This window comes from Dyella solisilvae, from assembly GCF_003351225.1.
Classification (GTDB): Bacteria; Pseudomonadota; Gammaproteobacteria; order Xanthomonadales; family Rhodanobacteraceae; genus Dyella; species Dyella solisilvae.
Genome location: NZ_QQSY01000003.1, coordinates 97,077 through 118,704 on the forward strand (window position 1 = coordinate 97,077; position 21,628 = coordinate 118,704).

23 protein-coding genes are annotated in these 21,628 nt (G+C 66.1%); 11 read left to right on the forward strand and 12 right to left on the reverse strand.

Annotation, left to right across the window (positions count from 1 at the left end; all coding sequences use genetic code 11):
* Positions 1-63 precede the first annotated feature (63 nt).
* A complete protein-coding gene (locus DVT68_RS12605; RefSeq protein WP_114825835.1) occupies positions 64-1,332 on the forward strand; it encodes a multidrug effflux MFS transporter in 1,269 nt (422 codons plus the stop codon).
* Between the two features lie 26 nt (positions 1,333-1,358).
* On the opposite strand, the gene DVT68_RS12610 is transcribed toward DVT68_RS12605, so the two are convergent.
* The 5 genes from DVT68_RS12610 to DVT68_RS12630 all read right to left on the reverse strand — a co-directional run bounded on the left by DVT68_RS12610 (position 1,359) and on the right by DVT68_RS12630 (position 4,463).
* Positions 1,359-1,874 carry a hypothetical protein gene (locus tag DVT68_RS12610; protein WP_114825450.1) on the reverse strand — a complete coding sequence of 172 codons (516 nt, stop codon included), beginning with the start codon at positions 1,872-1,874 and terminating at the stop codon, positions 1,359-1,361.
* A 71-nt stretch (positions 1,875-1,945) separates the two neighbouring features.
* A complete protein-coding gene (minE, locus tag DVT68_RS12615; protein ID WP_114825451.1) occupies positions 1,946-2,215 on the reverse strand; it encodes a cell division topological specificity factor MinE in 270 nt (89 codons plus the stop codon).
* Positions 2,216-2,220: 5 nt separating this feature from the next.
* On the reverse strand, positions 2,221-3,036 hold the full coding sequence (gene minD, locus DVT68_RS12620; protein ID WP_114825452.1) for a septum site-determining protein MinD: 816 nt from the start codon (positions 3,034-3,036) through the stop codon (positions 2,221-2,223).
* A 42-nt stretch (positions 3,037-3,078) separates the two neighbouring features.
* Entirely contained in the window at positions 3,079-3,834 is a 756-nt protein-coding gene (minC, locus tag DVT68_RS12625; RefSeq protein ID WP_425477498.1) for a septum site-determining protein MinC, read from the reverse strand.
* A gap of 8 nt (positions 3,835-3,842) precedes the next feature.
* Entirely contained in the window at positions 3,843-4,463 is a 621-nt protein-coding gene (locus DVT68_RS12630) for a GNAT family N-acetyltransferase (protein ID WP_114825454.1), read from the reverse strand.
* A gap of 211 nt (positions 4,464-4,674) precedes the next feature.
* On the opposite strand from DVT68_RS12630, the gene DVT68_RS12635 reads away from it, so the two are divergent.
* The 7 genes from DVT68_RS12635 (at position 4,675) to DVT68_RS12665 (ending at position 13,294) form a co-directional block, all read left to right on the forward strand.
* The gene (locus DVT68_RS12635; protein WP_114825455.1) at positions 4,675-5,904 is read left to right on the forward strand and encodes a sensor histidine kinase; all 1,230 of its coding nucleotides are present in this window, start codon (positions 4,675-4,677) and stop codon (positions 5,902-5,904) included.
* A gap of 393 nt (positions 5,905-6,297) precedes the next feature.
* Positions 6,298-6,939: a response regulator gene (locus DVT68_RS12640; RefSeq protein ID WP_019464490.1), complete on the forward strand. Its 642-nt coding sequence runs from the start codon at positions 6,298-6,300 to the stop codon at positions 6,937-6,939.
* 225 nt (positions 6,940-7,164) lie between these two features.
* A complete protein-coding gene (locus tag DVT68_RS12645; protein ID WP_114825456.1) occupies positions 7,165-8,514 on the forward strand; it encodes an SRPBCC family protein in 1,350 nt (449 codons plus the stop codon).
* Between the two features lie 254 nt (positions 8,515-8,768).
* Complete coding sequence (locus DVT68_RS12650) at positions 8,769-9,701, forward strand: ABC transporter ATP-binding protein (RefSeq protein WP_114825836.1); 933 nt, start codon at positions 8,769-8,771, stop codon at positions 9,699-9,701.
* Positions 9,698-10,432 carry an ABC transporter permease subunit gene (locus tag DVT68_RS12655; RefSeq protein ID WP_114825457.1) on the forward strand — a complete coding sequence of 245 codons (735 nt, stop codon included), beginning with the start codon at positions 9,698-9,700 and terminating at the stop codon, positions 10,430-10,432. Before DVT68_RS12650 ends, DVT68_RS12655 begins: the two co-directional genes overlap by 4 nt.
* Positions 10,433-10,435: 3 nt before the next feature.
* Positions 10,436-12,325 carry a GldG family protein gene (locus tag DVT68_RS12660; RefSeq protein ID WP_114825458.1) on the forward strand — a complete coding sequence of 630 codons (1,890 nt, stop codon included), beginning with the start codon at positions 10,436-10,438 and terminating at the stop codon, positions 12,323-12,325.
* Between the two features lie 90 nt (positions 12,326-12,415).
* The gene (locus DVT68_RS12665; protein WP_114825459.1) at positions 12,416-13,294 is read left to right on the forward strand and encodes a cytochrome c oxidase assembly protein; all 879 of its coding nucleotides are present in this window, start codon (positions 12,416-12,418) and stop codon (positions 13,292-13,294) included.
* A 19-nt stretch (positions 13,295-13,313) separates the two neighbouring features.
* Here the strand turns inward: DVT68_RS12665 and DVT68_RS12670 are convergent, their stop codons facing one another.
* Complete coding sequence (locus DVT68_RS12670; RefSeq protein ID WP_114825460.1) at positions 13,314-13,775, reverse strand: copper chaperone PCu(A)C; 462 nt, start codon at positions 13,773-13,775, stop codon at positions 13,314-13,316.
* Positions 13,772-14,386, reverse strand: a complete 615-nt coding sequence (locus DVT68_RS12675) for an SCO family protein (RefSeq protein WP_114825461.1) — start codon at positions 14,384-14,386, stop codon at positions 13,772-13,774. Before DVT68_RS12675 ends, DVT68_RS12670 begins: the two co-directional genes overlap by 4 nt.
* A 300-nt stretch (positions 14,387-14,686) precedes the next feature.
* On the opposite strand from DVT68_RS12675, the gene DVT68_RS12680 reads away from it, so the two are divergent.
* Entirely contained in the window at positions 14,687-15,064 is a 378-nt protein-coding gene (locus DVT68_RS12680; RefSeq protein WP_114825462.1) for a DUF423 domain-containing protein, read from the forward strand.
* Between the two features lie 7 nt (positions 15,065-15,071).
* Here the strand turns inward: DVT68_RS12680 and DVT68_RS12685 are convergent, their stop codons facing one another.
* The 5 genes from DVT68_RS12685 to DVT68_RS12705 form a co-directional block, all read right to left on the reverse strand.
* A complete protein-coding gene (locus DVT68_RS12685) occupies positions 15,072-15,536 on the reverse strand; it encodes a DUF1203 domain-containing protein (RefSeq protein WP_114825837.1) in 465 nt (154 codons plus the stop codon).
* A 77-nt stretch (positions 15,537-15,613) separates the two neighbouring features.
* Positions 15,614-15,811, reverse strand: a complete 198-nt coding sequence (locus tag DVT68_RS12690; protein WP_114825463.1) for a hypothetical protein — start codon at positions 15,809-15,811, stop codon at positions 15,614-15,616.
* Positions 15,812-15,919: 108 nt separating this feature from the next.
* Positions 15,920-16,105, reverse strand: a complete 186-nt coding sequence (locus tag DVT68_RS12695; RefSeq protein ID WP_114825464.1) for a type II toxin-antitoxin system antitoxin — start codon at positions 16,103-16,105, stop codon at positions 15,920-15,922.
* Positions 16,095-16,964, reverse strand: coding sequence for an SPFH domain-containing protein (locus tag DVT68_RS12700; protein ID WP_114825465.1), 870 nt, complete (start codon positions 16,962-16,964; stop codon positions 16,095-16,097). The genes DVT68_RS12695 and DVT68_RS12700 overlap by 11 nt, the downstream gene beginning before the upstream one ends.
* A gap of 64 nt (positions 16,965-17,028) precedes the next feature.
* Positions 17,029-18,543, reverse strand: a complete 1,515-nt coding sequence (locus DVT68_RS12705; RefSeq protein WP_114825466.1) for a transglutaminase-like domain-containing protein — start codon at positions 18,541-18,543, stop codon at positions 17,029-17,031.
* Positions 18,544-18,686: 143 nt separating this feature from the next.
* Here DVT68_RS12705 and purT point away from each other — a divergent pair, with 143 nt between their 5' ends.
* Both purT and DVT68_RS12715 read left to right on the forward strand, forming a co-directional pair.
* The gene (gene purT / locus DVT68_RS12710; protein ID WP_114825467.1) at positions 18,687-19,868 is read left to right on the forward strand and encodes a formate-dependent phosphoribosylglycinamide formyltransferase; all 1,182 of its coding nucleotides are present in this window, start codon (positions 18,687-18,689) and stop codon (positions 19,866-19,868) included.
* Positions 19,869-19,979: 111 nt separating this feature from the next.
* On the forward strand, positions 19,980-21,500 hold the full coding sequence (locus tag DVT68_RS12715; protein WP_114825468.1) for an FMN-binding glutamate synthase family protein: 1,521 nt from the start codon (positions 19,980-19,982) through the stop codon (positions 21,498-21,500).
* The last annotated feature ends 128 nt before the right edge of the window (positions 21,501-21,628 follow it).

A 21,628-nucleotide genomic window follows, 5' to 3' on the forward strand; every position in this document is an offset into this window, starting at 1 on the left:
ATGGCCCGGATGGCGACGCCGCCGGGCTATACTCGGCGCCTCTCGCTTTTCGTCGCCGTCGCCATGACTTCTACCCAGCGCCCCGTCAGGCGCAGCCTGCCATGGCTGCTGGCGGGGCTGTCGATGATCGGTCCGTTCACGATCGATGCGGTGTTCCCCGCGTTTCCGCTCATCGGTCAGCACTTCGGCGTGGGCAGCGCGCAGTTGCAACAGGTGATCAGCGTCTACCTGATCACCTATGCCGCCATGAGCCTGTTCCACGGCGCCATCTCCGACGCGATCGGGCGCAAGCCGGTCATCGTCGCCGGCATGCTGGTGTACGCCGTGGCGTCCGCGGGCGCGGCGCTCTCCACCTCGTTCGGGATGCTGCTGGCCTGTCGTTCGCTGCAGGGCATGTGCGCCGGCGCTGGCCTGGTGGTCGGGCGCGCCATCGTGCGCGATAGCCTGGCGGGCGCGGCCGCGCAGCAACTGATGTCGCGGGTGATGATGATCTTCAGCGTAGCCCCGGTGATCGCGCCCATCGTGGGCGCGCAGCTGCTGTTCCTGGGTGGCTGGCATGGCATCTTCTGGGTACTGACCGGCTTCACGCTGCTGCTGGCGGTGGCGCTGATGGTCTATCTGGACGAAACCCATCCGCCCGCGGCGCGCACCTCGTTCCATCCCGGCACGCTGGTGCGCGGCTACCTCAGCTTCGGGCAGGATCCCCAGTTCTGGCCGCTGCTGATCTCCTGCACCGTCAATTTCGCCGGCCTGTTCCTGTACATCGCCTCGGCGCCGCACATCATCCGCGACCTGCTGCACCTGTCGGCGCAAGGGTTCCCGTGGCTGTTCCTGCCCGTGGTGGCTGGCCTGATGATCGGCGCCTGGCTGTCGGGGCGCCTGGCCAACCGGCGCAGCGTGGCCTACACGGTGAACCTGGGCTACAGCGCGATGCTGCTGGCCTGTGGATTGCACGTGCTGATGGGGCTGGTGACGGTCGAGCCGGTGCTGCCATGGTCAATGCTGCCGCTGGTGCTGCACGGCGTGGGCATCCAGCTGGCGTTCCCGACGCTGACCCTGCTGCTGCTCGATCGCTTCCCGCATCGACGCGGTGGCGTGTCGTCGGTGCAGGCGTTCTTCAGCCTGATGCTGTGCGCGGTGGTGGCTGGCGTGATCTCGCCCTGGTTGTCCGGTCGCATGTTGTACCTGGCGCTCGGCGCCTCCGTGCTGTCGCTGGTGGGCTGGCTGTCCTGGCGCTGGTACCGCCGCCTGACGCGCCGCCCGCTGGCGCAACAGCACCTGGCTCCGACGGCGGAGACCGAGCTGCAAACCGAAATCACCGAGCCGCGCTGAGCGCCCCGCCGGCCCCCGCATCGGTGTCAGGCGACGAAGATGGGCGTGCCTTCCGGCGTGAGCAATCCGCGCTCGATCAGCCAGTGCAATGCATTGCCGGCATCCTGTTCGAACCACGCGCGCGTCGAGCCGAGGCGGTACGAGTATCCCCAGGCATCCATGTCGGCCATCAGCCGATCGCGTCCCACGCCCGGCAGCTGGTCGGCCAGCACGATCTGCAGGTAGCAGGTCGCGTCCTCCTCGTCGATCGAGTCGGTGGCGTCGGTGTGCACGGAAGCGCGGCGCTCCGCGGGCAGCACGATCAGGTGGCCGGCTTCGTGCAGCAGCGAATGCACCGGCGTGTCGTCACGGGCGTAGACGTCGGTGCCGATGATGCCGGCCTCGTCATCGCCCCAGAAGCTGCCGGGTATGGCTTGTCCCGCTTCGACGCGGTGCAGCCGCAGGCCGTAGCGCGCCAGTAGAGCCGAGGCTGCGGTGAAACCGGTCGCGTCGAGGCGCAGCACACTGGCTTCGGCGGGGGAGGTGGGCGATTCAGGTGACATGACGACGTGGGCCGCCCAAGGCGGCAGTGGTGCGGGTACGGCAAGGCGCGGGATGCTCCCGCGCCTTGCGGTCAGGCGGTCTTGGCGGGGACGCCTTCGGGCAGCGCGACCGAAAGCTCGAGGATTTCGTGTCCGCTGTCGCGCTCGACATTGATGTTGATGGCTTCGAGATCGACGTTGACGTACTTCTTGATCACTTCGAGCAGCTCGTTGCGCAGCAACGGCAGGTAGTCGGGGGCGCCCCGCGTGGAGCGCTCCTGAGCCACGATGATGCGAAGGCGCTCCTTGGCGACGGCAGCAGTGGGTTCCGGCTTGCGCTTCAGGAAATCAAGAATGCCCATCGCGATCAGCCTCCGAATACGCGCTGGAAGAAGCCCTTCTTGGGCGCGTCGAGGAAGCGCATGACGCGTTCCTCGCCGAGGATGCGGGCCACGGTATCGCTATAGGCCTGGCCGGCAAACGAGTTGTCATCGAGGATGACCGGCACGCCGGCGTTGGAGGCGGCCAGCACGTTTTCCGATTCCGGGATCACGCCGACCACGTTGATGCCGAGGATATCCTCGACGTCCTTCACGCTCAGCATCTCGCCCACCGCCACGCGGGCGGGGTTGTAGCGGGTCAGCAGCAGGTGCTGCTTGATCGCGCCGTCACCGCGCTCGGCGCGGCGGGTCTTGCTGGCGAGCAGGCCGAGGATGCGATCGGAGTCGCGCACCGAGGACACTTCCGGGTTCACCACCACCACCGCGTGGTCGGCGAAGTACATCGCCAGGTGGGCGCCCTTCTCGATGCCGGCCGGCGAATCGCAGATGACGTAGTCGAAGCCCTCGTTGCCGAGGTCCTCGAGCACCTTCTCCACGCCTTCCTGGGTGAGGGCGTCCTTGTCGCGCGTCTGGCTGGCGGCCAGCACGTAGAGGTTCTCGTAGCGCTTGTCCTTGATGAGGGCCTGCTTGAGCGTCGCTTCGCCGTGCACGACATTGACGAAGTCGTACACCACGCGACGCTCGCAGCCCATGATCAGATCGAGGTTGCGCAGGCCGACGTCGAAATCGATCACCGCGACTTTCTTGCCGGCCATGGCAAGGCCCGTGGCAAGCGAGGCACTGGTCGTGGTCTTGCCCACGCCACCCTTGCCTGAAGTGACAACGATAATCTCAGCAGTCAAGGCTCATCTCCGCATGATTCTTTGTAGTAGTAATGGCGATCGTCACAGCTTGGCGATCAGCAGTTTTTCCCCTTCGAGCCAGCATCGCACAGACTGGCCCTCGAGGTCTTTCGGAATTTGTTCAAACACGCGGTAGTGGCCGGCGATGGCCACCAGTTCCGCGCGGAAGTCGGAAATATAGATGCGCGCCTTCTCATCGCCCTGTGCGCCAGCCATCGCACGACCGCGAAGGCTGCCGTAGATATGGATGCTGCCATCGGCGATGACTTCGGCGCCGTTGGCGACCACGCCGTTGATGACCAGGTCGCGGTCGCGAGCGTAGACCTGCTGGCCGGAGCGCACGGCGCCGTCGATCGACTGGGCGCCAAGCGGGGCGGCGGCCGGCGGCGCCGGTTCGCTGCGCACCGCTTCGGCGCGTCGCACCGGTTCGGCCGGCGGGGCGGGCGGAGCGATGCTGCCGCCGTCGGCCGGCTCATAGGCGGCGCGAAACTTGGCGATGAGCGGAAGGCCCATGCGAAGGGCCAGCGCTTCCATCTCGCTGGTGCCATAGGCCAGCCCCACCGGCAGCATGCCGGCGCTGCGCACAGCTTCGAGCAAGGCGTCGACCGTGCCGTCGTCAGGCAGCTCGAGCAGGTGGCTCAGGTCCAGCACCACGGCGGCGCGGGAGAACAGCTGCGGCGCAGTGCGTACGCGGCGTTCGAGTTCATCGCAAAGGGCGGCGGCGTCAACGCGGCGAATGCGCACGTTGGCGATGCCGACCTGGCCGAAGCGCAGGTCGCAGGCGTCTTGGGTATCCATTCGTGCATTCACGGGCGCCGCTCTCCGGCGAGGCGGCGCTGGGGGGAGTCAGGGTGGAAAGGGCGTTCGCGCTCGGTCAGCCACGGTTCGTCGGGCAGGCCGCCGTGGTCCAGGTAGGTCTCGCGCACGTAGGCGTAGCTGGGTAGATCTTTGGCCAGCAGGCTGACCTGGGGTCCGGTGTCGCCCATGCGCTGCTGGCCCACTTCCTGGAAGCCATAGGTGCCGTGGAACAGCACCACGACGTCGTCGCGCGGCTCCAGGAACACTTCGCAGGTGAGCAGCGGCACGCGCACCTCGGCGAAGCTGGTCACGTCGCAATAGAAGATGCGACCCAGGCCGTGGCGGCGGTAGGCATTGGCGATGACGATGCGGTCGATGTACGCGAACTGCGGGTAATGCTCGGAAAACCAGCGGTAGTTCGGGCTGTCGTACTGGCTGCCTTCGCGCAGGGCGATCAGGAATCCCGCCAGATGACCGTCGATCTCGGCCACCCGGAAATAGTCCGCGTGATCGTAGAAGTAGCGCAGCTGCGCCGCGTCGAGGGCGAGGATGGTGCGGCCGGCGGCGTTGTTGAGCGCCAGTACGGCATCCAGGTCGTGCTCTCGCACGTCGCGGATGGCAAGTGCCATTCGGTGCTCCGCTTTTTCGTAGTTCGAGGACAAGGCCGTTTTATCGGCCCCGCTTAGCGGGCGGCATTATGGCACGCGACCGGCGGGCGCACATATCACGGCGCACCATGTAAAACCTTCGTAAAGCGCCAGCCACCATGGCTTCTGGCAGGGGGCGGGGAATGACTTCTCACGCATTGCACCACGCCAGCGGCCGGCCGATGATGGGCGTATGGCATGGTCCAACATCAACCACATCCGGCTGCTTCGGTACACCGGGCTGTTCACCTACCTCTGCGTGGCCTTGCCGCTCCTGTCGGGGCCAGGCGGCCTTGCGCAGGTCAATGCGTGGTGGAGCAACCCCAATATTTCCGGCTGGATCCTTTCCTACCTGATCTTCGGCGTCACCTACCTGCTGCTGACCCGGCGCTCGGGCATGACGCGGCAGACCGGCTACCCCTCGGTCGTCCAACTTCTGGGCCTGGTGGTGCTGACGGGGTCGGCGGTGGCGATGGGCTGGTTCAGCCAGAGCGGCCTGTCGGCCATGCTGATGCTGGTGATCGCGGTGGTGCTGCCGTGGCAGCTGCCGGTCGGGGCAGGGCTGATGTGGATGCTGCTGCAGAACCTGATGCTGATCCCGATCATCGCCAGCTACATGGGCTGGACGATCGTGACTGCATTCCTGCAGGTGTGCATGTACCTGGGCATCTCCGCGCTGGTGTTCTTCACCTCGATGATCGCCAGCCTGCAGGCCGAGGAGCGCGAGGTGCAGCGCCGGCTGAACTCCGAACTGCGCGCGACCCGAGCCCTGCTGGCCGAGTCGACCCGCATCGCCGAGCGCATGCGCATCGCGCGCGACCTGCACGATCTGGTCGGCCATCACTTGACGGCGCTCAGCCTCAACCTGGAAGTGGCCAGCCACCTGGTCAATCCGCAGGCGGCCGAGCACGTGCATAAGGCGCAAGTCACCGCCAAGCACCTGCTTTCGGACGTGCGCGAGGTGGTGAGCGAGCTGCGCCAGGATGATGCGATCGACCTCACCCAGGCGCTGCGCAGCCTGATCGAAGGCGTGCCTGGCCTGCGCGTGCACGTGGAAACGCCGCCGCGCTTCAGCGTGGAGGATCCGCGTCGGGCCCAGGTGCTGTTGCGATGTGCGCAGGAAATCATCACCAACACGGCGCGGCATGCCGCGGCGCGCAACCTGTGGCTGCGCTTTGACTATGTCAACGCGAATCTGCTGGAACTGTCCGCGCGCGACGACGGCCGGGGCGCGGCAAACTTCAAGCCGGGCAACGGTTTGTCGGGCATGCGCGAGCGCCTGAACGAATTCGAGGGTAGCGTTACGGTGGACCCGGCGCTGGCCCAGGGCTTCGCGCTCACCGTACGCTTGCCGCTGGGCGAGGTGCCCGAGTTGGCGCATACCCCGTCACGGTTTGAACCGCCCGCTCTGGGCATGGTTTAGGACGGCGGGGGTTCATGTCCCGTCGTTTGGTCGTGCCAAAATATGTGCTGCTTGGATAGCAGCATCGTCAGAGTCCATTTCATGCCTACACATGGTCTGCGCCGGGAGTTGTTTGCCCGCGAGACCAGGAAGAACGAGGGAGTGTATGTCGATACACGACCGAGTGATGACGCCGGATCGGGGGCAAACAAACCCGGCCCGGAGGGTTGCTCGCCTGAGCGCGCCAGGAAGCGGCGCGCGGCTTGACCTGACAGCCAGTCAGGCGCTGCGCCACGCTCCCGTCCCCGGCGCGCTCAGGTGAGCAACGCGGACTATGTGTAGACATGGAATGGACTCTATCTCCCGCTGGCCGCGGGCATCGCACGCAGGCCACCAATGTTTCGAGGATCCGCGATGATTTCCGTCTGTCTTGTTGATGACCAGAACCTGGTTCGCCAGGGTGTCCGTTCACTGCTGGATCTGGCGGAGGACATCCGCGTGGTGGCCGAATGCGCCGATGGCGCCCAGGCCGTGCAGGACATTCCTCGGGTGAAGCCCGACGTGGTGCTGCTGGACCTGCGCATGCCCAACATGAGCGGGCTGGAAGTGCTGCAGGCGCTGTCCGCCCGCAATGAATTGCCGCCCACCATCATCCTCACCACCTTCGACGACGACCAACTGGTGCTGCAGGGCCTGAAGGCCGGCGCCCGCGGCTACCTGCTCAAGGACGTCTCGCTGGAGCAACTGGTCGAGGCCGTGCGCACGGTGGCGGCCGGCGGCTCGCTGGTGGCCCCGATGGTCACCCAGCGCCTGCTGGCCGGGGTGGGGCGCATGCAGAACCAGTTCACCAGCCTGGAGCAGCCCGACCCCCTGACCGAGCGCGAGACCGAGATCCTGCGCCTGCTGTCCGGCGGCTACAGCAACAAGGAGATCGCCAACTCCCTGAAAGTGGCGGAGGGAACGGTGAAAAACCACGTGTCCAACATCCTCTCCAAGCTGGGCGTTCGCGACCGCACCCGCGCGGTCCTCAAGGCCCTGGAACTGGGCATCGTCTGAGCCCCGGGCCGGGGTCCGGCCGGACCCCCGCCGTACCCCGGGGAATGGCCGTCGGGCAGTCTTTACGGCCCGATGGCGTTCAGGCGCGCGAGCAAGTAGTATCGGTAACTTCGGCGCCGGCCGACCCCCTGTCATGCAGCGATTTCTTCGGGAATCTCCCGTGGCGGGCCGGTCTCCGGCGACAGCCTTGTGCCGTATACAGAGAGACGTGCGGAGAACCCTGTAATGATGCGTGTTCTTGAATTTATTGTTGCCCTGATCATCGTCGCCGTGGTGGCGGTGGTGGTGGGGTTTGTGTTGCCTGGCAGCGGTCACGTGGACCGTTCGCTGGTCGTCGGCAAGGACATGCGTCAGGTCTATGACGTGCTGAACAACTTCCGCCGCTTCCCGGAATATTCGGTGCAGCGCGAGTATGACCGTAACGTCAAGTATGACTTCTCCGGCAAGCCCTACGGTCCGGGCGCCGAGCTGACCTGGACCAGCGAAGACGAGAAGGTCGGTACTGGCAAGCTGACGATCGCTTCGGCTGATCCGAGCTTCGACAAGATCGACTCGACCGCCAAGAAGGCGTCCATCGTGTGGAACCTGGACAACGACTGGCGCGGCAACGACAAGCACTTCACGCTCGATCTCGAGCGCCAGGGCAGCCGTGGCCAGCTGACCAAGGTCACCTGGTCGTATGACGTCGACTACGGCATGAACCTGATCAACCGCTACTCCAGCCTGTACATTCACGGCGACCCGGATGCCTTCATCCAGTTCACCCTGAACAACCTGCAGAACGTGCTGGCGTCGGTTCAGAACGTCGACTACAGCAAGCTGATCCCGTACATCGAGCAGACTCAGCCGACCCCGGTGCTGCTGGTGTCCACCTCGATCGAGCGCAAGGGCGGCCTCGAGGCCCTCAATGACGCCACCGACAAGGCTGTCGGCCAGATCCAGGCTGCCGCCAAGAAGCTGGGCGTGACCACCACCGGTCCGCGCGTCATCTTCACCACCAACTACGGCGACCAGAACTACACGTTCGACGTGGCCATGCCGATCAGCGCGACCAGCCTGAACGTCGGCGGCCAGACCGTCGAGCTGGCCCCGGCCAAGGCTCCGGAACTGGCGACCGCCGCCGGCGCCAGCACCAGCGCCGAGGCTCCTGCCGCCGCTGCCGACAACACCCCGGGTGGCCATGACCGCTTCGGCCGTCTGATCGTCGACAACGACGTGCGCGCCTTCCTGGCCTTCGGTGGCCCGGCCCTCAAGGCCGTGTGGAGTGGCACCGCCGCCGGCGTGCCGCAGACCCGCGACTTGCTGAAGGCCTATGCGCAGACCCACGGCTACAAGTTCGACGAAGTGGTGAACCGCTTCTACGACATCGAAGCCAAGCCGGAAGTGAAGCAGGGCGACGAAGTGAAGCAGTACGCCGAGTTCGACGTGTACCTGCCGCTGAGCTGGGCTCCGGACCAGACCCCGGAACAGGAAGCCGGCATCAAGCCGCCGTCGCTGGAAGACACCAGCGACCAGGCTCCGGCCTCGTCGAGCACCTCCGCTGCCCCGGCTGCCGCCTCGACCAGCGCGAAGTAAGCTCCGCCGCAACGCATCGAAAAGGCCCTTCATCTGAAGGGCCTTTTCTTTTGCGCGATGGCTCGCCGCGTACGGAAGTCCACGCCATCGTTCCGAGCTGACTTGCTGAAGGCAGGTGGCAGGCGTGTCACACGGGGCGCGTGAGCATGCCGCCGCAAGCCTGGATGAACTTTTCGGTTACATTGCGAGTCGACCAACGACTGGAAGAACGGGCTTTGCCCGTGGTCGGCGCCTGCCTCCTGCCTCAATCGGACATGATCGAAACCGAACAGCTCACACGACGCTATGGTGCCCTGACCGCGGTGGATTCGCTGAGCATCCGGGCGGAGCCCGGGCAGGTGCTCGGCCTGCTCGGCCCCAATGGCGCCGGCAAGACCACCGTGATGCGCATGATCGCGGGCTTCCTCGAGCCCAGCTCAGGCACGGCGCGTGTGTGTGGATACGACGTGCGGAGAGAGCCGCTGAAGGCCAAGCGCGTGCTCGGCTATCTGCCCGAGGGCGCGCCGAGCTACGGCGAGCTGACCGTGCGTGAGTTCCTCACCTTCATCATCCGCATGCGCGGCCTCAATCGTGAGGACGGCTATCGCCGCTTCGAGCGCGTGGTGGGCGGCCTGCAGCTGGAGGGCGTGCTGGACCAGTGCATCGACACGCTGTCCAAGGGCTTGCGCCGCCGCGTTGGCCTGGCCCAGGCGATCGTGCACAACCCGCAGGTGCTGGTGCTGGACGAACCGACCGACGGCCTGGATCCGAACCAGAAGCACACCGTGCGCCAGTTGATCGACGTGATGGCGCGCGACCGCACCATCCTCATCTCCACCCACCTGCTGGAAGAGGTGCATGCGTTGTGCAACCGCGTGGTGATCATCGCCAACGGCCGCCTGCTGGCCGACGCCACGCCGGCTGAACTCGAGGCGCGTTCTCGCTACCACGGGGCGGTGTCCTTCAGCGCACCGGGCAGCGGCGTCTCGCAAGAGATGCTGGGGCGGCTGCCGCAGGTGGCGTCGATCGAGGTGGATCCGCTGGACGGACGCATCACCGTGTTCCCGCGGCCGGGCGAGCGCATCCTTGAACCGGTGGAGACGCTGTTGCGCCAGCAGGGGTTGGAAGTGTCGGAAATTCAGCTGGAACGCGGACGCCTCGACGAAGTGTTCCGGCACATCACCACCGGCGGGGAGGGCCACGCATGAATCCGGTCGCCGCCGTCGCGCGCCGTGAGCTGCGCAGCTATTTCGTCACCCCGGTGGCCTACGTCTTCCTGGTCATCTTCCTGGTGCTGGCCGGCATCCTTACGTTCTACGCCGGCGACTTCTACGATCGCCAGCAGGCCGACTTGCAGCCGTTCTTCTCGATGCATCCGTGGCTGTACCTGGTGCTGGTGCCTGCCGTATCCATGCGGCTGTGGGCCGAAGAGGCGAAGGGCGGCACGCTGGAGTTGTTGCTGAGCCTGCCGCTCACGCTGGCGCAGGCCATGCTCGGCAAGTTCCTTGCGGCGTGGCTGTTCATCGGCATGGCGCTGCTGTTGACCTTCCCGATCTGGATCACCGTCAATTACCTGGGCTCGCCCGACAACGGCGTGATCCTTGCCGGCTACATCGGCAGCTGGCTGATGGCGGGCGGGTTCCTGGCCATCGGCGCCTGCCTGTCGGCGGTGACACAGAGTCAGGTGGTGGCCTTCGTGCTGACCGTGGTGGTGTGCTACCTGCTGATCCTGGCGGGGCAGCCGCAAGTGCTGGATTTCTTCCAGGGCACGCTGCCGCGAAAGCTGGTCAATGGCGTGGCTCACCTGAGCATGCTGCGACACTTCCAGGCCATTTCCCGCGGCGTACTGGATCTGCGTGACCTGCTGTTCTTCGTGCTCAGCATGGCCGCCTGGCTGACCGCTGGCGTGCTGGTGCTCGACCTGAAGCGGACGGCCTGAACCATGCGACGCATCCACTTCAGTCGCCGCACCCTGCTGCTGTCCGCACTCGCCCTGCTGGCCGTGGCCTTCGTGACCATCACGCTGGGCTCGAGCCGCTGGTTGCGCATGACGCGCATCGACCTCACCGCCGACCGGCTCTACACGCTCACACCCGGCACACGGCATATCGTCGACAACCTGCGCGCGCCACTGCGACTGACCCTGTACTTCTCCGACCATGCCGCGCGCGACCTACCGCAGCTGCGCAGCTACCAGCAGCGTGTGAGCGAGATGCTGCAGGAGATGGTGGCCGCCTCGCATGGTCGCCTGCGCCTGCAGATCGTCGACCCGGTGCCGTATTCGGACGACGAGGCCAGCGCCGAGGGCTACGGACTGACTCCGGTCAACGGCGGCACCAACGGCGAGCGCGTGTTCTTCGGACTGGTGGGCAGCACTCTGCCACCCAGCGCCGACAGCGAAAGCGAAGATCACGTGCCGGTGAAGACGCAGGCGATTCCGTTGTTCGATCCCAGTCGCGAGACTTTTCTCGAATACGACATCGCCAAACTGCTGTTTGAGCTGGACCAGCCATCCAAACCGCATATCGGGCTGATCAGCAGCCTGCCGGTGCAGGGCAACCCGGTGATCGGCGAGCAGCCGTGGACGGTGATGCGCCAGCTCAGCCAGCAGTTCGAGGTGAAGACGCTCGATCCGGCCAAGCTCAAGCACGTCGACAGCGACATCAAGGCGCTGTTCCTGGTCCATCCCAAGCACCTTCCGATCGAGGCGCAATACGCCGTCGACCAGTACGTGCTGCGTGGCGGCCATCTGGTGGTGTTTGTCGATCCGGTGGCGGAGATGGACAACACGCCGTTTGTGGACAGCACCGGCAACACGGACGACCACAATTCGGACCTGCCGAAACTGTTCGCCGCCTGGGGCGTGCAGTACGACTCGCAGAAAGTGGTGCTGGACCGCTCGCGCGCGCTGCGCATCGAGCTGGCCGACAACAGCTCGATGAGCCATCCGGCGATGCTGGGGCTGGGCTCGCAGGAGCTCAATCGCGATGACGTGATCACCGCCAGCCTGCAGCGCGTCAACGTGTCGAGCACCGGCTTCTTCGACCTCACGCCGGGCGCGACCTCGCGACTGCAGCCGCTGATGCAGACCTCGACCGACGCCGAAGTGGTGACCGCGCAGCGCGTGCGCGAGTCGATCAACAATCCGGCCAGCCTGCTGGACAACTACAAGCCGGACAATACGCATTACGTGCTTGCCGCACGCCTGCGCGGCCAGTTCGACAGCGCCTTTCCCGAGCGCGCCGCGGAGTCTGGGCATCTCGCGCACTCCGGCGACAACGCGGAAGTGATCTTGCTGGCCGATACCGACCTGCTCAGCGACCGCCTGTGGGTGTCCTACACGCAAAGCCTGCTCGGACAGCCGCAGTTGAGTGCGCTGGCCAACAATGGCGACCTGGTCACCAATATCGCCGACAACCTCAGCGGCTCCTCCGCCCTGTTGTCGATTCGTGGAAGGGTCAGTTCGCAGCGTCCGTTCACGCGCGTGCAGGCCTTGCGCGCGGCGGCCGACCAGAAGTACCTGGCCAAGATGCAGGAGCTGCAGCGCGAGCTGGCGGTGACGCGTACCCGCCTGAGCGAACTGCAGCCGGCCAAGACTTCGCGTGGCGATGCGGTCAGCGCCGAGCAGCGTGCGGAGATCGAGCAGTTCCTGCAACGCCAGCTGGCGATCAACAAGGAACTGCGCGACGTGCAGCACCAGTTCAACGCGGAAATCGACGCACTCGGCTGGCGGCTGAAGTTCATCAACATCGTGCTGGTGCCGGCGCTGGTGACCCTGGTGGGCCTGGTATACGGCTGGCGCCGCTCGCGGCGCAGCCGGCGCAGGGCGTGAACGTGGAAGCCGCGGAGGCCTGGGGTCGGGAAGCCGCGTGGCGAGCGGCTATGATGGGAAGTCGCCGCTGAGCCGGCCCGGATTCGATCGATGATGGCGAGCGTGATCAAGTGGATCGTGCCCTGGGAATTCTCCTGGGTGTTCCTGCTGACCTTCGTGGCCTGCGCCGTGCTGTACGTGCGCGGCTGCCAGCGCCTGCCGGTGAGCGTGGGGCGTCGGCTGGCGTTCTGGATCGGCATGGTGATGATCTACGTGTCGCTGCACACGTACCTGGATTATTTCTTCGAGCATGAATTCTTCATGCATCGCATCCAGCAGGTGCTGCTGCATCACCTGGCGCCGCTGCTGATCATTTCCTCTTATCCGGGCACGGTGCTGCGCAAGGGTTTGCCGCTGTCCTGGCGATTGCGCCTGTTGCGCCCGGTGCTGCGCTCGTGGCCGTGGCGTCTTTTCAGCGCCGTGATGCTCAATCCGGCGGTGGCGACCATTCTGTTCGTGGCCTTCATCCTGATTTGGCTCGTGCCGTCGATGCAGACGCTGGCGATGCTGGACTGGCGCATCTACCGTTTCATGAACTGGTCGATGCTGGTGAGTGGATTCAGCTACTGGTGGCTGGTGCTCGATCATCGTCCGCGCCCGCCGGGGCGCATGACGCCAGGTATCCGCGTGCTGTCGCCGGGCATCACCATGACGCCGCAGATCCTCGCCGGCGCCATCGTCACCTTCTCCAAGAGCGACCTCTATCCGATCTTCGAGATCTGCGGCCGCGCGTTCACTTTCAACGTGCTCACCGCGCAGCTGGTCGGTGGCGTGATCATGTGGGTGCCGGCGGCGATCATCGAATCCATCGGCGGCCTGCTGGCGTTGCGCCAGTGGTTGCGCCTGTCGCGCAACGGCCGCATCCGGCGCAAGCCGTGGCCGGTGCGTCGGGCGGTGTCGGCGAAGCCCATCTCCGCGGCGCAGGACTGAGCGCCGCGTCAGCGGTTGGTTACGGGCTGTCGCCGGTAGCGTTCGCGGGGCGGGCGACGAAGTCCACGTCCAGCGTGCTGCCGTCGCTGAACTGCAGTGCGAATTTCAGCTTGTCGCCGGTCTTCACGGGCGCCGCGGCCTTCATCAGCATCAGGTGATAGCCGCCGGGCGCCAGCTCGGCCTTTCCATGCGCAGGGACCACGAGGCTGTCGACCATGACCATGCGCCCCATGCCGCCCTCGGTGCTGCTCTGGTGCAACATCACGCTGCCGTAGGCGGGGCTGCTCGCGCCCTGCAGCGTGGCCGGCTGCGCGCTGGAGTTCTCCAGCGTGACGTAGCCTCCGGCCGGCAGGTCTCCAGGCAGCACGCGAATCCACGCGTGCGTGGCGCGAACATGCTCGGCCTCGGTGGCATGCGCTCTGACGGCAGGCAACAGGCCTGCCGCCAACAGGGGCAGGGCATACAGAGTGCGCAGGCTCATGAGGGGCTTCCCGGGCTCAGCAGCTGGTGCAGGTCGTGGACGAGGTCGTCCTGCGGATTGGCGGGCGTGGACAGCAGGCGGGCCTTGCCGTCGCGGTCGAAGACGTAGATGGCCGAGCTGTGGCTCACCTCATACTGGCCGTCGGCCTGGTCCGGCTCGCGGGTGTAGGCCGAGCGGTAGCGCTTGCTCAGTGCCTCGAGGTCGCGCGGTGCACCGGAGAGGCCCACGGCGCGCGGATCGAACGCGCTGACGTAGGCATGCATCACGTCCGGCGTGTCGCGGGCCGGGTCCACGCTTACGAACAGGATGCGCACGTCGTCGGCGAGCGGACCGAGCTGCTTCAGTGCGACGTGAAGCTGGGCCAGCGTGAGAGGGCAGACGTCGGGGCAATGGGTGTAGCCGAAATAAAGCAACACCACCTTGCCGCGGTAATCCTGCCCGGTGACCGGCTTGCCGTGATCGTCGACCAGCTTGAAGTCCAGGTCGGGCATGTGCCCGCTGACATCGGTGAGCCGCCACTGCATGTTGTCGTGGTGGCAGCCCGACAGCGCCAGCATGCCGAGAGCGAAGGCGAACAGCAGCGCCAGGCGACCGCCGCGACGGAGTGTCATGCGAGAATCGGTGGGAATCATCCCGGCAGCATACGACACTGCTGCTGCGGCCGGCACTCGGTGGACGGAGAGCCTGTTCAATGTCTCCGCGTAGCCCGCGTTGGATACAGCAAGCCCGCTGGGCGTGGCCCGCGGGCTTGCTGTACCCAACCCTACGGGCCGGGTCTGTTTGCCCGCAGGCCGGCGTCATCACTCAGTCGTGTACCGACGTACACTCCTTCGTTCTTCCTTGGCCTGCGCTCAAACAGCTCCCGGCGCGGGCCACGCGGAAACATAAAACAGGCTCTGAGGACCTTCGTGATGCGACAACCTGTTCCCGTCATGGGTCTGATGGTCGGCCTGGCCGGCGCGACCGCGGTCATGCTTGGCGCCTTTGGCGCGCACGCACTGCGTGGCGTGCTCGACGCGCGAGGCAGCGAACTGTGGCATACCGCAGTGAGCTATCACTTCTGGCACGCGCTGGCCTTGGGATTGGTCGCCGTGATGGCCCAGGGGCGAGCCCGGCGCGTCGCCGGCGCCGCGTTTGCGCTGGGCATCGTCGTGTTCTGCGGCAGCCTGTATGCGCTCGCACTCGGCGCGCCGCGCTGGTTCGGCGCGATCACGCCGTTCGGCGGCGTGGCTTTCATCGTGGGCTGGATCGCGCTGGGTGTCGCGCTGGCGAAGCGCAGCGCACGCTGATCGGCGCTCAGGCGCGATCCACCCTGGCCGCATAGCATCCCGGGCGCGCCATGTGGATGTGCAGATAGGCGATCGCGTTGTCCTCGAACAGCCGCTCGATCAGCGGCTCCAGCGCCGTGCCCTGCGCGACGTCGGCATCGCGCAGCATGCCGCGATGGTCGAACCCGCGCACTGAGAGCAGGCGTCGGCGCAACTGGTCCGGTACCGCGTCGATCTCGTCGTACTGGCGCTCGCCCTCGCGGATGTAGATCGCTTGGCTGGCGCGGAACGGCGAATCGGCCGGCTGGTGTTCGTAGTTGAGCAGGATCAGCGACTGGCCAGGCTCGGCGTCGGTAAGGCTGATGCGGCACGGATAGCCGTGCTCGCGGTCAGCCACCACGCGCGTGGCGCGACGCGCAGCCAGCGCCTCGTCGGAGAGAGTGAACAGTTCGGCGAACGGTTCGGCGGGCAGGCCGCGAAGGCGGAATGACATGGCGACGGGCTCCATCGGGAGGGAGCCCAGTCTCCCGCCGCCATGCGCGGTCGGCTATCCGGATCCTGCGATGCGCCTCAGTCGATGCGGAATACGTCGATGCTCTCGCATTCCGGGCAGCGATAGCTTTGCAGTTCGGCCTTCTCGCGCTGCGCGTGCTCGTGCGCCTCCGGCGGCAGCGTGTGGTGCGGCTCCATTTCCACGTCCTGGCCAGTCTTGGCGCAGGCGTCACACAGGACGGGGCCATCGGGAAGCGGTCGGTAGTCGTTGGCCATGGTGATTCTCCGTGGAGGCGATGGGGCATCGCGTGGCGCCTTGAGCAGAACGTAGCGCCGCCCCCGTGCAGGGCGCGTGGAAACCTGGCGCATCCCGGAGCCGAGGCTTCAGTCGTCGTCGACCACCGGCTCGGCGTTCTCGTGTTTCAGACGTCCATTCTTGCGCAGGGCCTCGCGCAGCACGAACTCGATCTGCGCGTTGACGCTGCGCAGATCGTCGTCGGCCCAGCGCTGCACGGCTTCGAGCACGGCAGCGCTGATGCGCAGGGGGTAGGCCTTTTTCTCAACCGCCATACAGCGTGCCGGCGTTGACCACCGGCTGGGTGGAGCGGTCGCCGCACAACACCACCAGCAGGTTGCTCACCATCGCCGCCTTGCGTTCCTCGTCCAGCTCCACCACGCCTTGCTGGCGCAGCCGCTCCAGCGCCATGGCGACCATGCCCACGGCGCCGTCGACGATGCGCTCGCGCGCCGCCACGATGGCGTTGGCCTGCTGGCGCTGCAGCATGGCCTGGGCGATCTCCTGCGCGTAGGCGAGATGGCTGATGCGCGCCTCGACCACCTGCACGCCGGCTTTCTCCAGGCGCGCCTGGATTTCGTCCCGCAGGTGGTTGTTGATCACCTCGCCGTGGCTGCGCAGGGCCGGCTTGCCGTCATCGTGGGCGTCGTAGGGATAGTTCTGCGCCATCTGGCGCAGCGCGGATTCGCTCTGGATCTGGGCGAAATTCTCGTAGTCCTCCACGCAGAACACCGCTTCGGCGGTATCCACCACCTGCCAGACGACGATGGCGGCGATCTCGATCGGGTTGCCGTCGCTGTCGTTGACCTTCAGCTTGCTGCTCTCGAAATTGCGCACGCGCAGCGATACCCGGCGACGGCTGTAGAACGGATTGGTCCAGCGCAGCCCTTCCGCACGCACGGTGCCGGCGTACTTGCCGAATAACTGCATCACCTGGCCCTCGTTCGGGGCGACCTGGAAGAAACCCCTGAGCATGAACAGGGCGAGGCCAAACAGCAGCAGCCCGACCACGCCCAGTCCACCTTCCTGCTGCTGGAGCATGTTGACCCAGAGCATCACGCTGACCAGACCCATCACCAGGCAAACCAGCACCGTGGGGATGCCGGCGACCGAAAACCCTTGACGTTCGTTCATGGCGATTCCTCCCTAGATGCAGAGAGTTGATATCAAAAAGATATCTAATCGCAAGTGTCGAACGTCACGGCCGGCCGCCCGGTGACGCGGGGGGTTCCGCCGCCACGGAGGGGGGCGTGTTGCCGGCGAGCTGCCAGGCGGGACTGATCTCCTCGATGCGCATCTGGCCGAACAGGCTGGCCGCATTGAAGAAGTGCCAGGGGTCGCCATCGCCGGTGTCCAGCGCGATGTGGCTGCTGTCGAAGCGCCGCAGCGCCGCGTCGAAGCTCTGCCAGCGCCCGTTGATCCAGGACTGCACCCAGGCATGCGGCACGAACACACGCGAGCTGCCCGCGAAGCGGTCGGCATAGACCATGCCGGTGACCACCCGGGTGGGGATGTTTTCGGCCCGGGCCAGGGCGGCCAGCAGCACCGCGTATTCGGTGCAGTCACCCTCGCGGGTGCGCACGACCTCCAGCGCCGAAGCGTAACCGACGTCCAGGCCGTGCTGGGTGATGTAGTCGCTGACGAAACTGCGCAGGCGGCGCATTTTCTGCAGGTCATCGCTGGCCCCGCCCACGGCGCGCGTAGCCAGCTGGCGGATCGCCGGCGCATCCGATTGCACCCAGGCGTTGGGCAGGGTGTCCTGCTCGTCCGGAGGCGATTCGCCGCCGGGCTGGGCGTTGCCGACATCCACCACCCAGTCGCTGGCGCCCAGCCGGGTCACATGCTGCTCGTCGGTGTTGATCACCGGCTGGGGAGCGCCGGGCTGCATGTGGATCCGGTAGCGCAGGAAGTCGTTGCGCATCTCAGGCGGCAGCAGGCGTGGCGAATCGACCATCGCTACGCGGAACATGTCCACGTTCTGCACCGGGGCCATCGCGCAGGCCTTGTTGCAGGCAAGCATTTCCAGTTCGTGGCCCAGCATCTGCAGCGTGCCCTTGCGCGCCATGCCCTGCTCATCCAGCCAGAGATCCATGGTTTGCGCGCCGCGCGGGGTCTGCAGCACCTGGCGCTGGTGGTTGAGCATGCGCGGTCCGTCAGGCAGCACCACGCGTTCGTTGCCGATCACCTCCATATCCACCCGCGCCACCGCCTGGCTGGCCGGATCGAACATGCTCATCTCGTAATGCTCGCCCGGATGCCCGGCCGCCTTCACCAGGGCCAGCCGCTGGCCTTCGCTGAGCACCGCGCCGGGCGGCCAGCTCAGGGTGATCATGCGGGTCTCGCCGCCGACGCTGGTGCTGACCGCAAAATTGCCGTCGGACTGGCGCTTGCCCTCGACGGTGCTGTCCGAACTGGAGAGTGAGCTGCGTGAATAGAACGCCAGCGGTTCGCCGGCGGCGCTCTCGGTACTGTGGGTGGTCACGCCCATCGGCACGCCTGTGCCATTGCGATTGAGCTCGATGACCAGGGTCTGTGTGGTCGTGACCACGTCGCCGGTGCGCTGGTGCTCGATCTCGAGGTGGCCGATCTTGCGGCCGCCCAGCAGCACGGTCATCCAGGTCGTGTCTGCGTTCGCGCCTTCGGCATGCGCCATCAGTCCGGGGACAGGGCACATCGACAGCACCAGCAAAAGCGCGGCAGTCCGATTGCGCATGGTCGTTCCGTGGGGACGGTGACGCTTACAGTCAATGCCGGTTGCCGACGTTCGTCAATGGTACTTCCGGCAGGTGGGTCGCCGTCTGCGCCGGCGCTGGCGGGGCCGCTTACAATGCGAACTTTCGATCCCCGGAGTTCCCGATGAAGCCCTTTGGCACGCCTTATTCCGACCACGCCCTGCGCGTGCTCCTGCTGGGTTCCGGCGAACTGGGCAAGGAGGTGGCCATCGAGCTGCAGCGTTACGCGGTGGAGGTGATCGCCGTCGATCGCTACGCGCATGCGCCGGCGATGCAGGTAGCTCATCGCAGCCACGTGATCGACATGCTCGACGGCGCCGCCTTGCGCGCGGTGATCGAGCAGGAAAAGCCCGATCTGGTGGTGCCGGAGATCGAGGCGATCCACACGCCCACCCTGATCGAGCTGGAAAAGGAAGGCCTGCGCGTAATCCCGACCGCGCGCGCCGCCTGGCTGACCATGGACCGCGAGGGAATTCGCCGCCTTGCCGCCGAGGAGCTTGGCCTTCCCACCTCGCCTTACCGCTTCTGCGAGACCGAGGACGAGTACCGCGAGGCGGCCGCCACGATTGGCCTACCGTTCGTGATCAAGCCGGTGATGAGTTCCTCCGGCAAGGGCCAGAGCGTGGTCCGGCAGGCCAGTGAGCTGCAGCATGCATGGGATTACGCCCAGTCTGGCGGTCGCGCAGGCAAGGGGCGGGTGATCGTCGAAGGCTTCGTCGATTTCGACTACGAGATCACCCTGCTCACCGTGCGCCACACGGATGGCGTGAGTTTCTGCGCGCCAATTGGCCACCGTCAGGAGGACGGCGACTATCGCGAGTCGTGGCAGCCGCAGCCGATGAGTGAGGCTGCGCTGGTGGAAGCGCAGCGGCAGGCCGCTGCGATCACCGAAGCGCTGGGCGGCTGGGGCGTGTTCGGCGTGGAGTTCTTCGTCAAGGGCGACGGCGTGATTTTCTCCGAGGTTAGCCCGCGTCCGCACGATACGGGTCTGGTCACCTTGATCTCGCAGGATCTGTCCGAGTTTGCGCTGCATGCGCGCGCGATCCTCGGTCTGCCGATTCCGGTGATCCGTCAGCTCGGGCCATCGGCCTCGTGCGCGGTGCTGGTGGAAGGCGAGGGCAATGCGCCTCGCTACATCAACGTCGCCGAGGCGCTGGAGGAACCGGACACGCAGCTGCGCATCTTCGGCAAGCCGACGGTGAAAGGCCGCCGCCGCATGGCGGTGACCCTGGCGCGTGACGAAAGCATCGAGTCGGCGAAGATCAAGGCGATTCGCGCGGCGAAGGTGCTGCGCGTGGAACTGTAAGGGCGATGGCGCCACCCCGCTGGGATGGCGCCGGACGGAGGGATGACGCCACCATCCCAGGCCTCTCCCCGACGGGGAGGGGACGCATGGACATGACAACCGGAGACGACGATGGAACCGACGGGATTCGCGCATTGGCTGGTGGTCGTGGTGGAGACCTTCGCCGCCTTGTTCCTGCTGCTGCTGGCCTTGCTGGTGGTGGTGGTGATGGTGGTGTGGTTCGTGGACCGCAACCAGACCACCAATTCCGTGTTGCGCAACTATCCGGTGGTCGGGCACTTCCGTTACTGGTTCCTGCATCTGGGTGAGTTCTTCCGGCAGTACCTGTATTCCAGCGATCGCGAGGAACTGCCGTTCAACCGCGCGCAGCGCACCTGGGTATACCGCGCCGCCAAGAACGTGGACAACACCAACGCCTTTGGCTCCACCCGCAACCTGCGCGGCGAAGGTGTGCCTTTCTTCGTCAACGCGCCGTTTCCAGCGCTGGGTGAGAAGCACGTGGAGGCTCGCCCGGTGACGCTGGGGCCTTATGCGCGTGAGCCGTACCAGCACGCGGCGTTCTTCAACATCTCGGCGATGAGCTTCGGCGCGCTGTCCGCGCCGGCCGTGCGCGCGTTGTCCCATGGCGCGGCCAAGGCGGGCATCTGGATGGATACCGGCGAAGGCGGCTTGGCGCCGTATCACCTGGAAGGCGGCTGCGACATCATCTTCGAGATCGGCACGGCCAAGTATGGCGTGCGCACCCCTGACGGCAAGCTCGACGACGACAAGCTGCTGGCGATCTGCGCGCACAAGCAGGTGAAGATGGTGAGCATCAAGCTTGGCCAGGGCGCCAAGCCCGGCATGGGCGGCCTGCTGCCAGCGGCCAAGGTGACACCGGAGATCGCTGCCATCCGCGGCATCCCCGTGGGGCAGGATTCGCAAAGCCCCAATCGCCACCTCGACATCGGCAACGTGCACGAGCTGATGGACGCGATCCAACACATCCGCGACCTCACCGGCAAGCCGGTGGGCTTCAAGGCAGTCATGGGCGGCGTGGACTGGATTGCCGAACTGTGCGACGAAGTACGCAAGCGCGGCATCGAGAGCGCGCCGGATTTCATCATTGTCGATGGCTCGGAAGGCGGCACCGGCGCGGCGCCGCAGACACTGATGGAAGGCGTGGGCCTGCCGCTTCACGAATCGCTGCCGGCGCTGGTGGACATGCTGATCGTCAAGGGCCTGCGCGAGCGCATCAAGGTGATCTGCTCGGGTAAATGCATCACCGCCTATGACGTGGCGTGGGCGTTGTCGATGGGCGCGGACTTCGTCAACTCCGCGCGTGGTTTCATGCTGGCGCTGGGTTGTATCCAGTCGCTGCAATGCAACCGCAACACCTGTCCCACCGGCATCACCACGCAGAACCCGAAGCTGCAGCGAGGCCTGGTGGTCACCGACAAGAGCGAGCGCGTCGCCAACTACGCGACCAACCTGATGCACGAAGTCGGCATCATCGCGCACAGCTGCGGCGTGGAAGAACCTCGCCAGCTCAATCGCACGCATTGCCGCGTGGTCGGTGACGACGGCTTGTCGGTGCCGTTGGTCAAGCTGCATCCGTACCCGGTCGCGCCGCACGCTTCCGCACACGGGTGAGCCAGCGCGGGGCGAGGCGCGACGCATCGTCCCAGTTGCGCGGATTGCGCCGTTTTATTGATTCTGGTCACCCGCCCATCACGTGATCGGCGGCATCTTCCCGAGGTCTTCCGTCGCGCGGAGCCCAG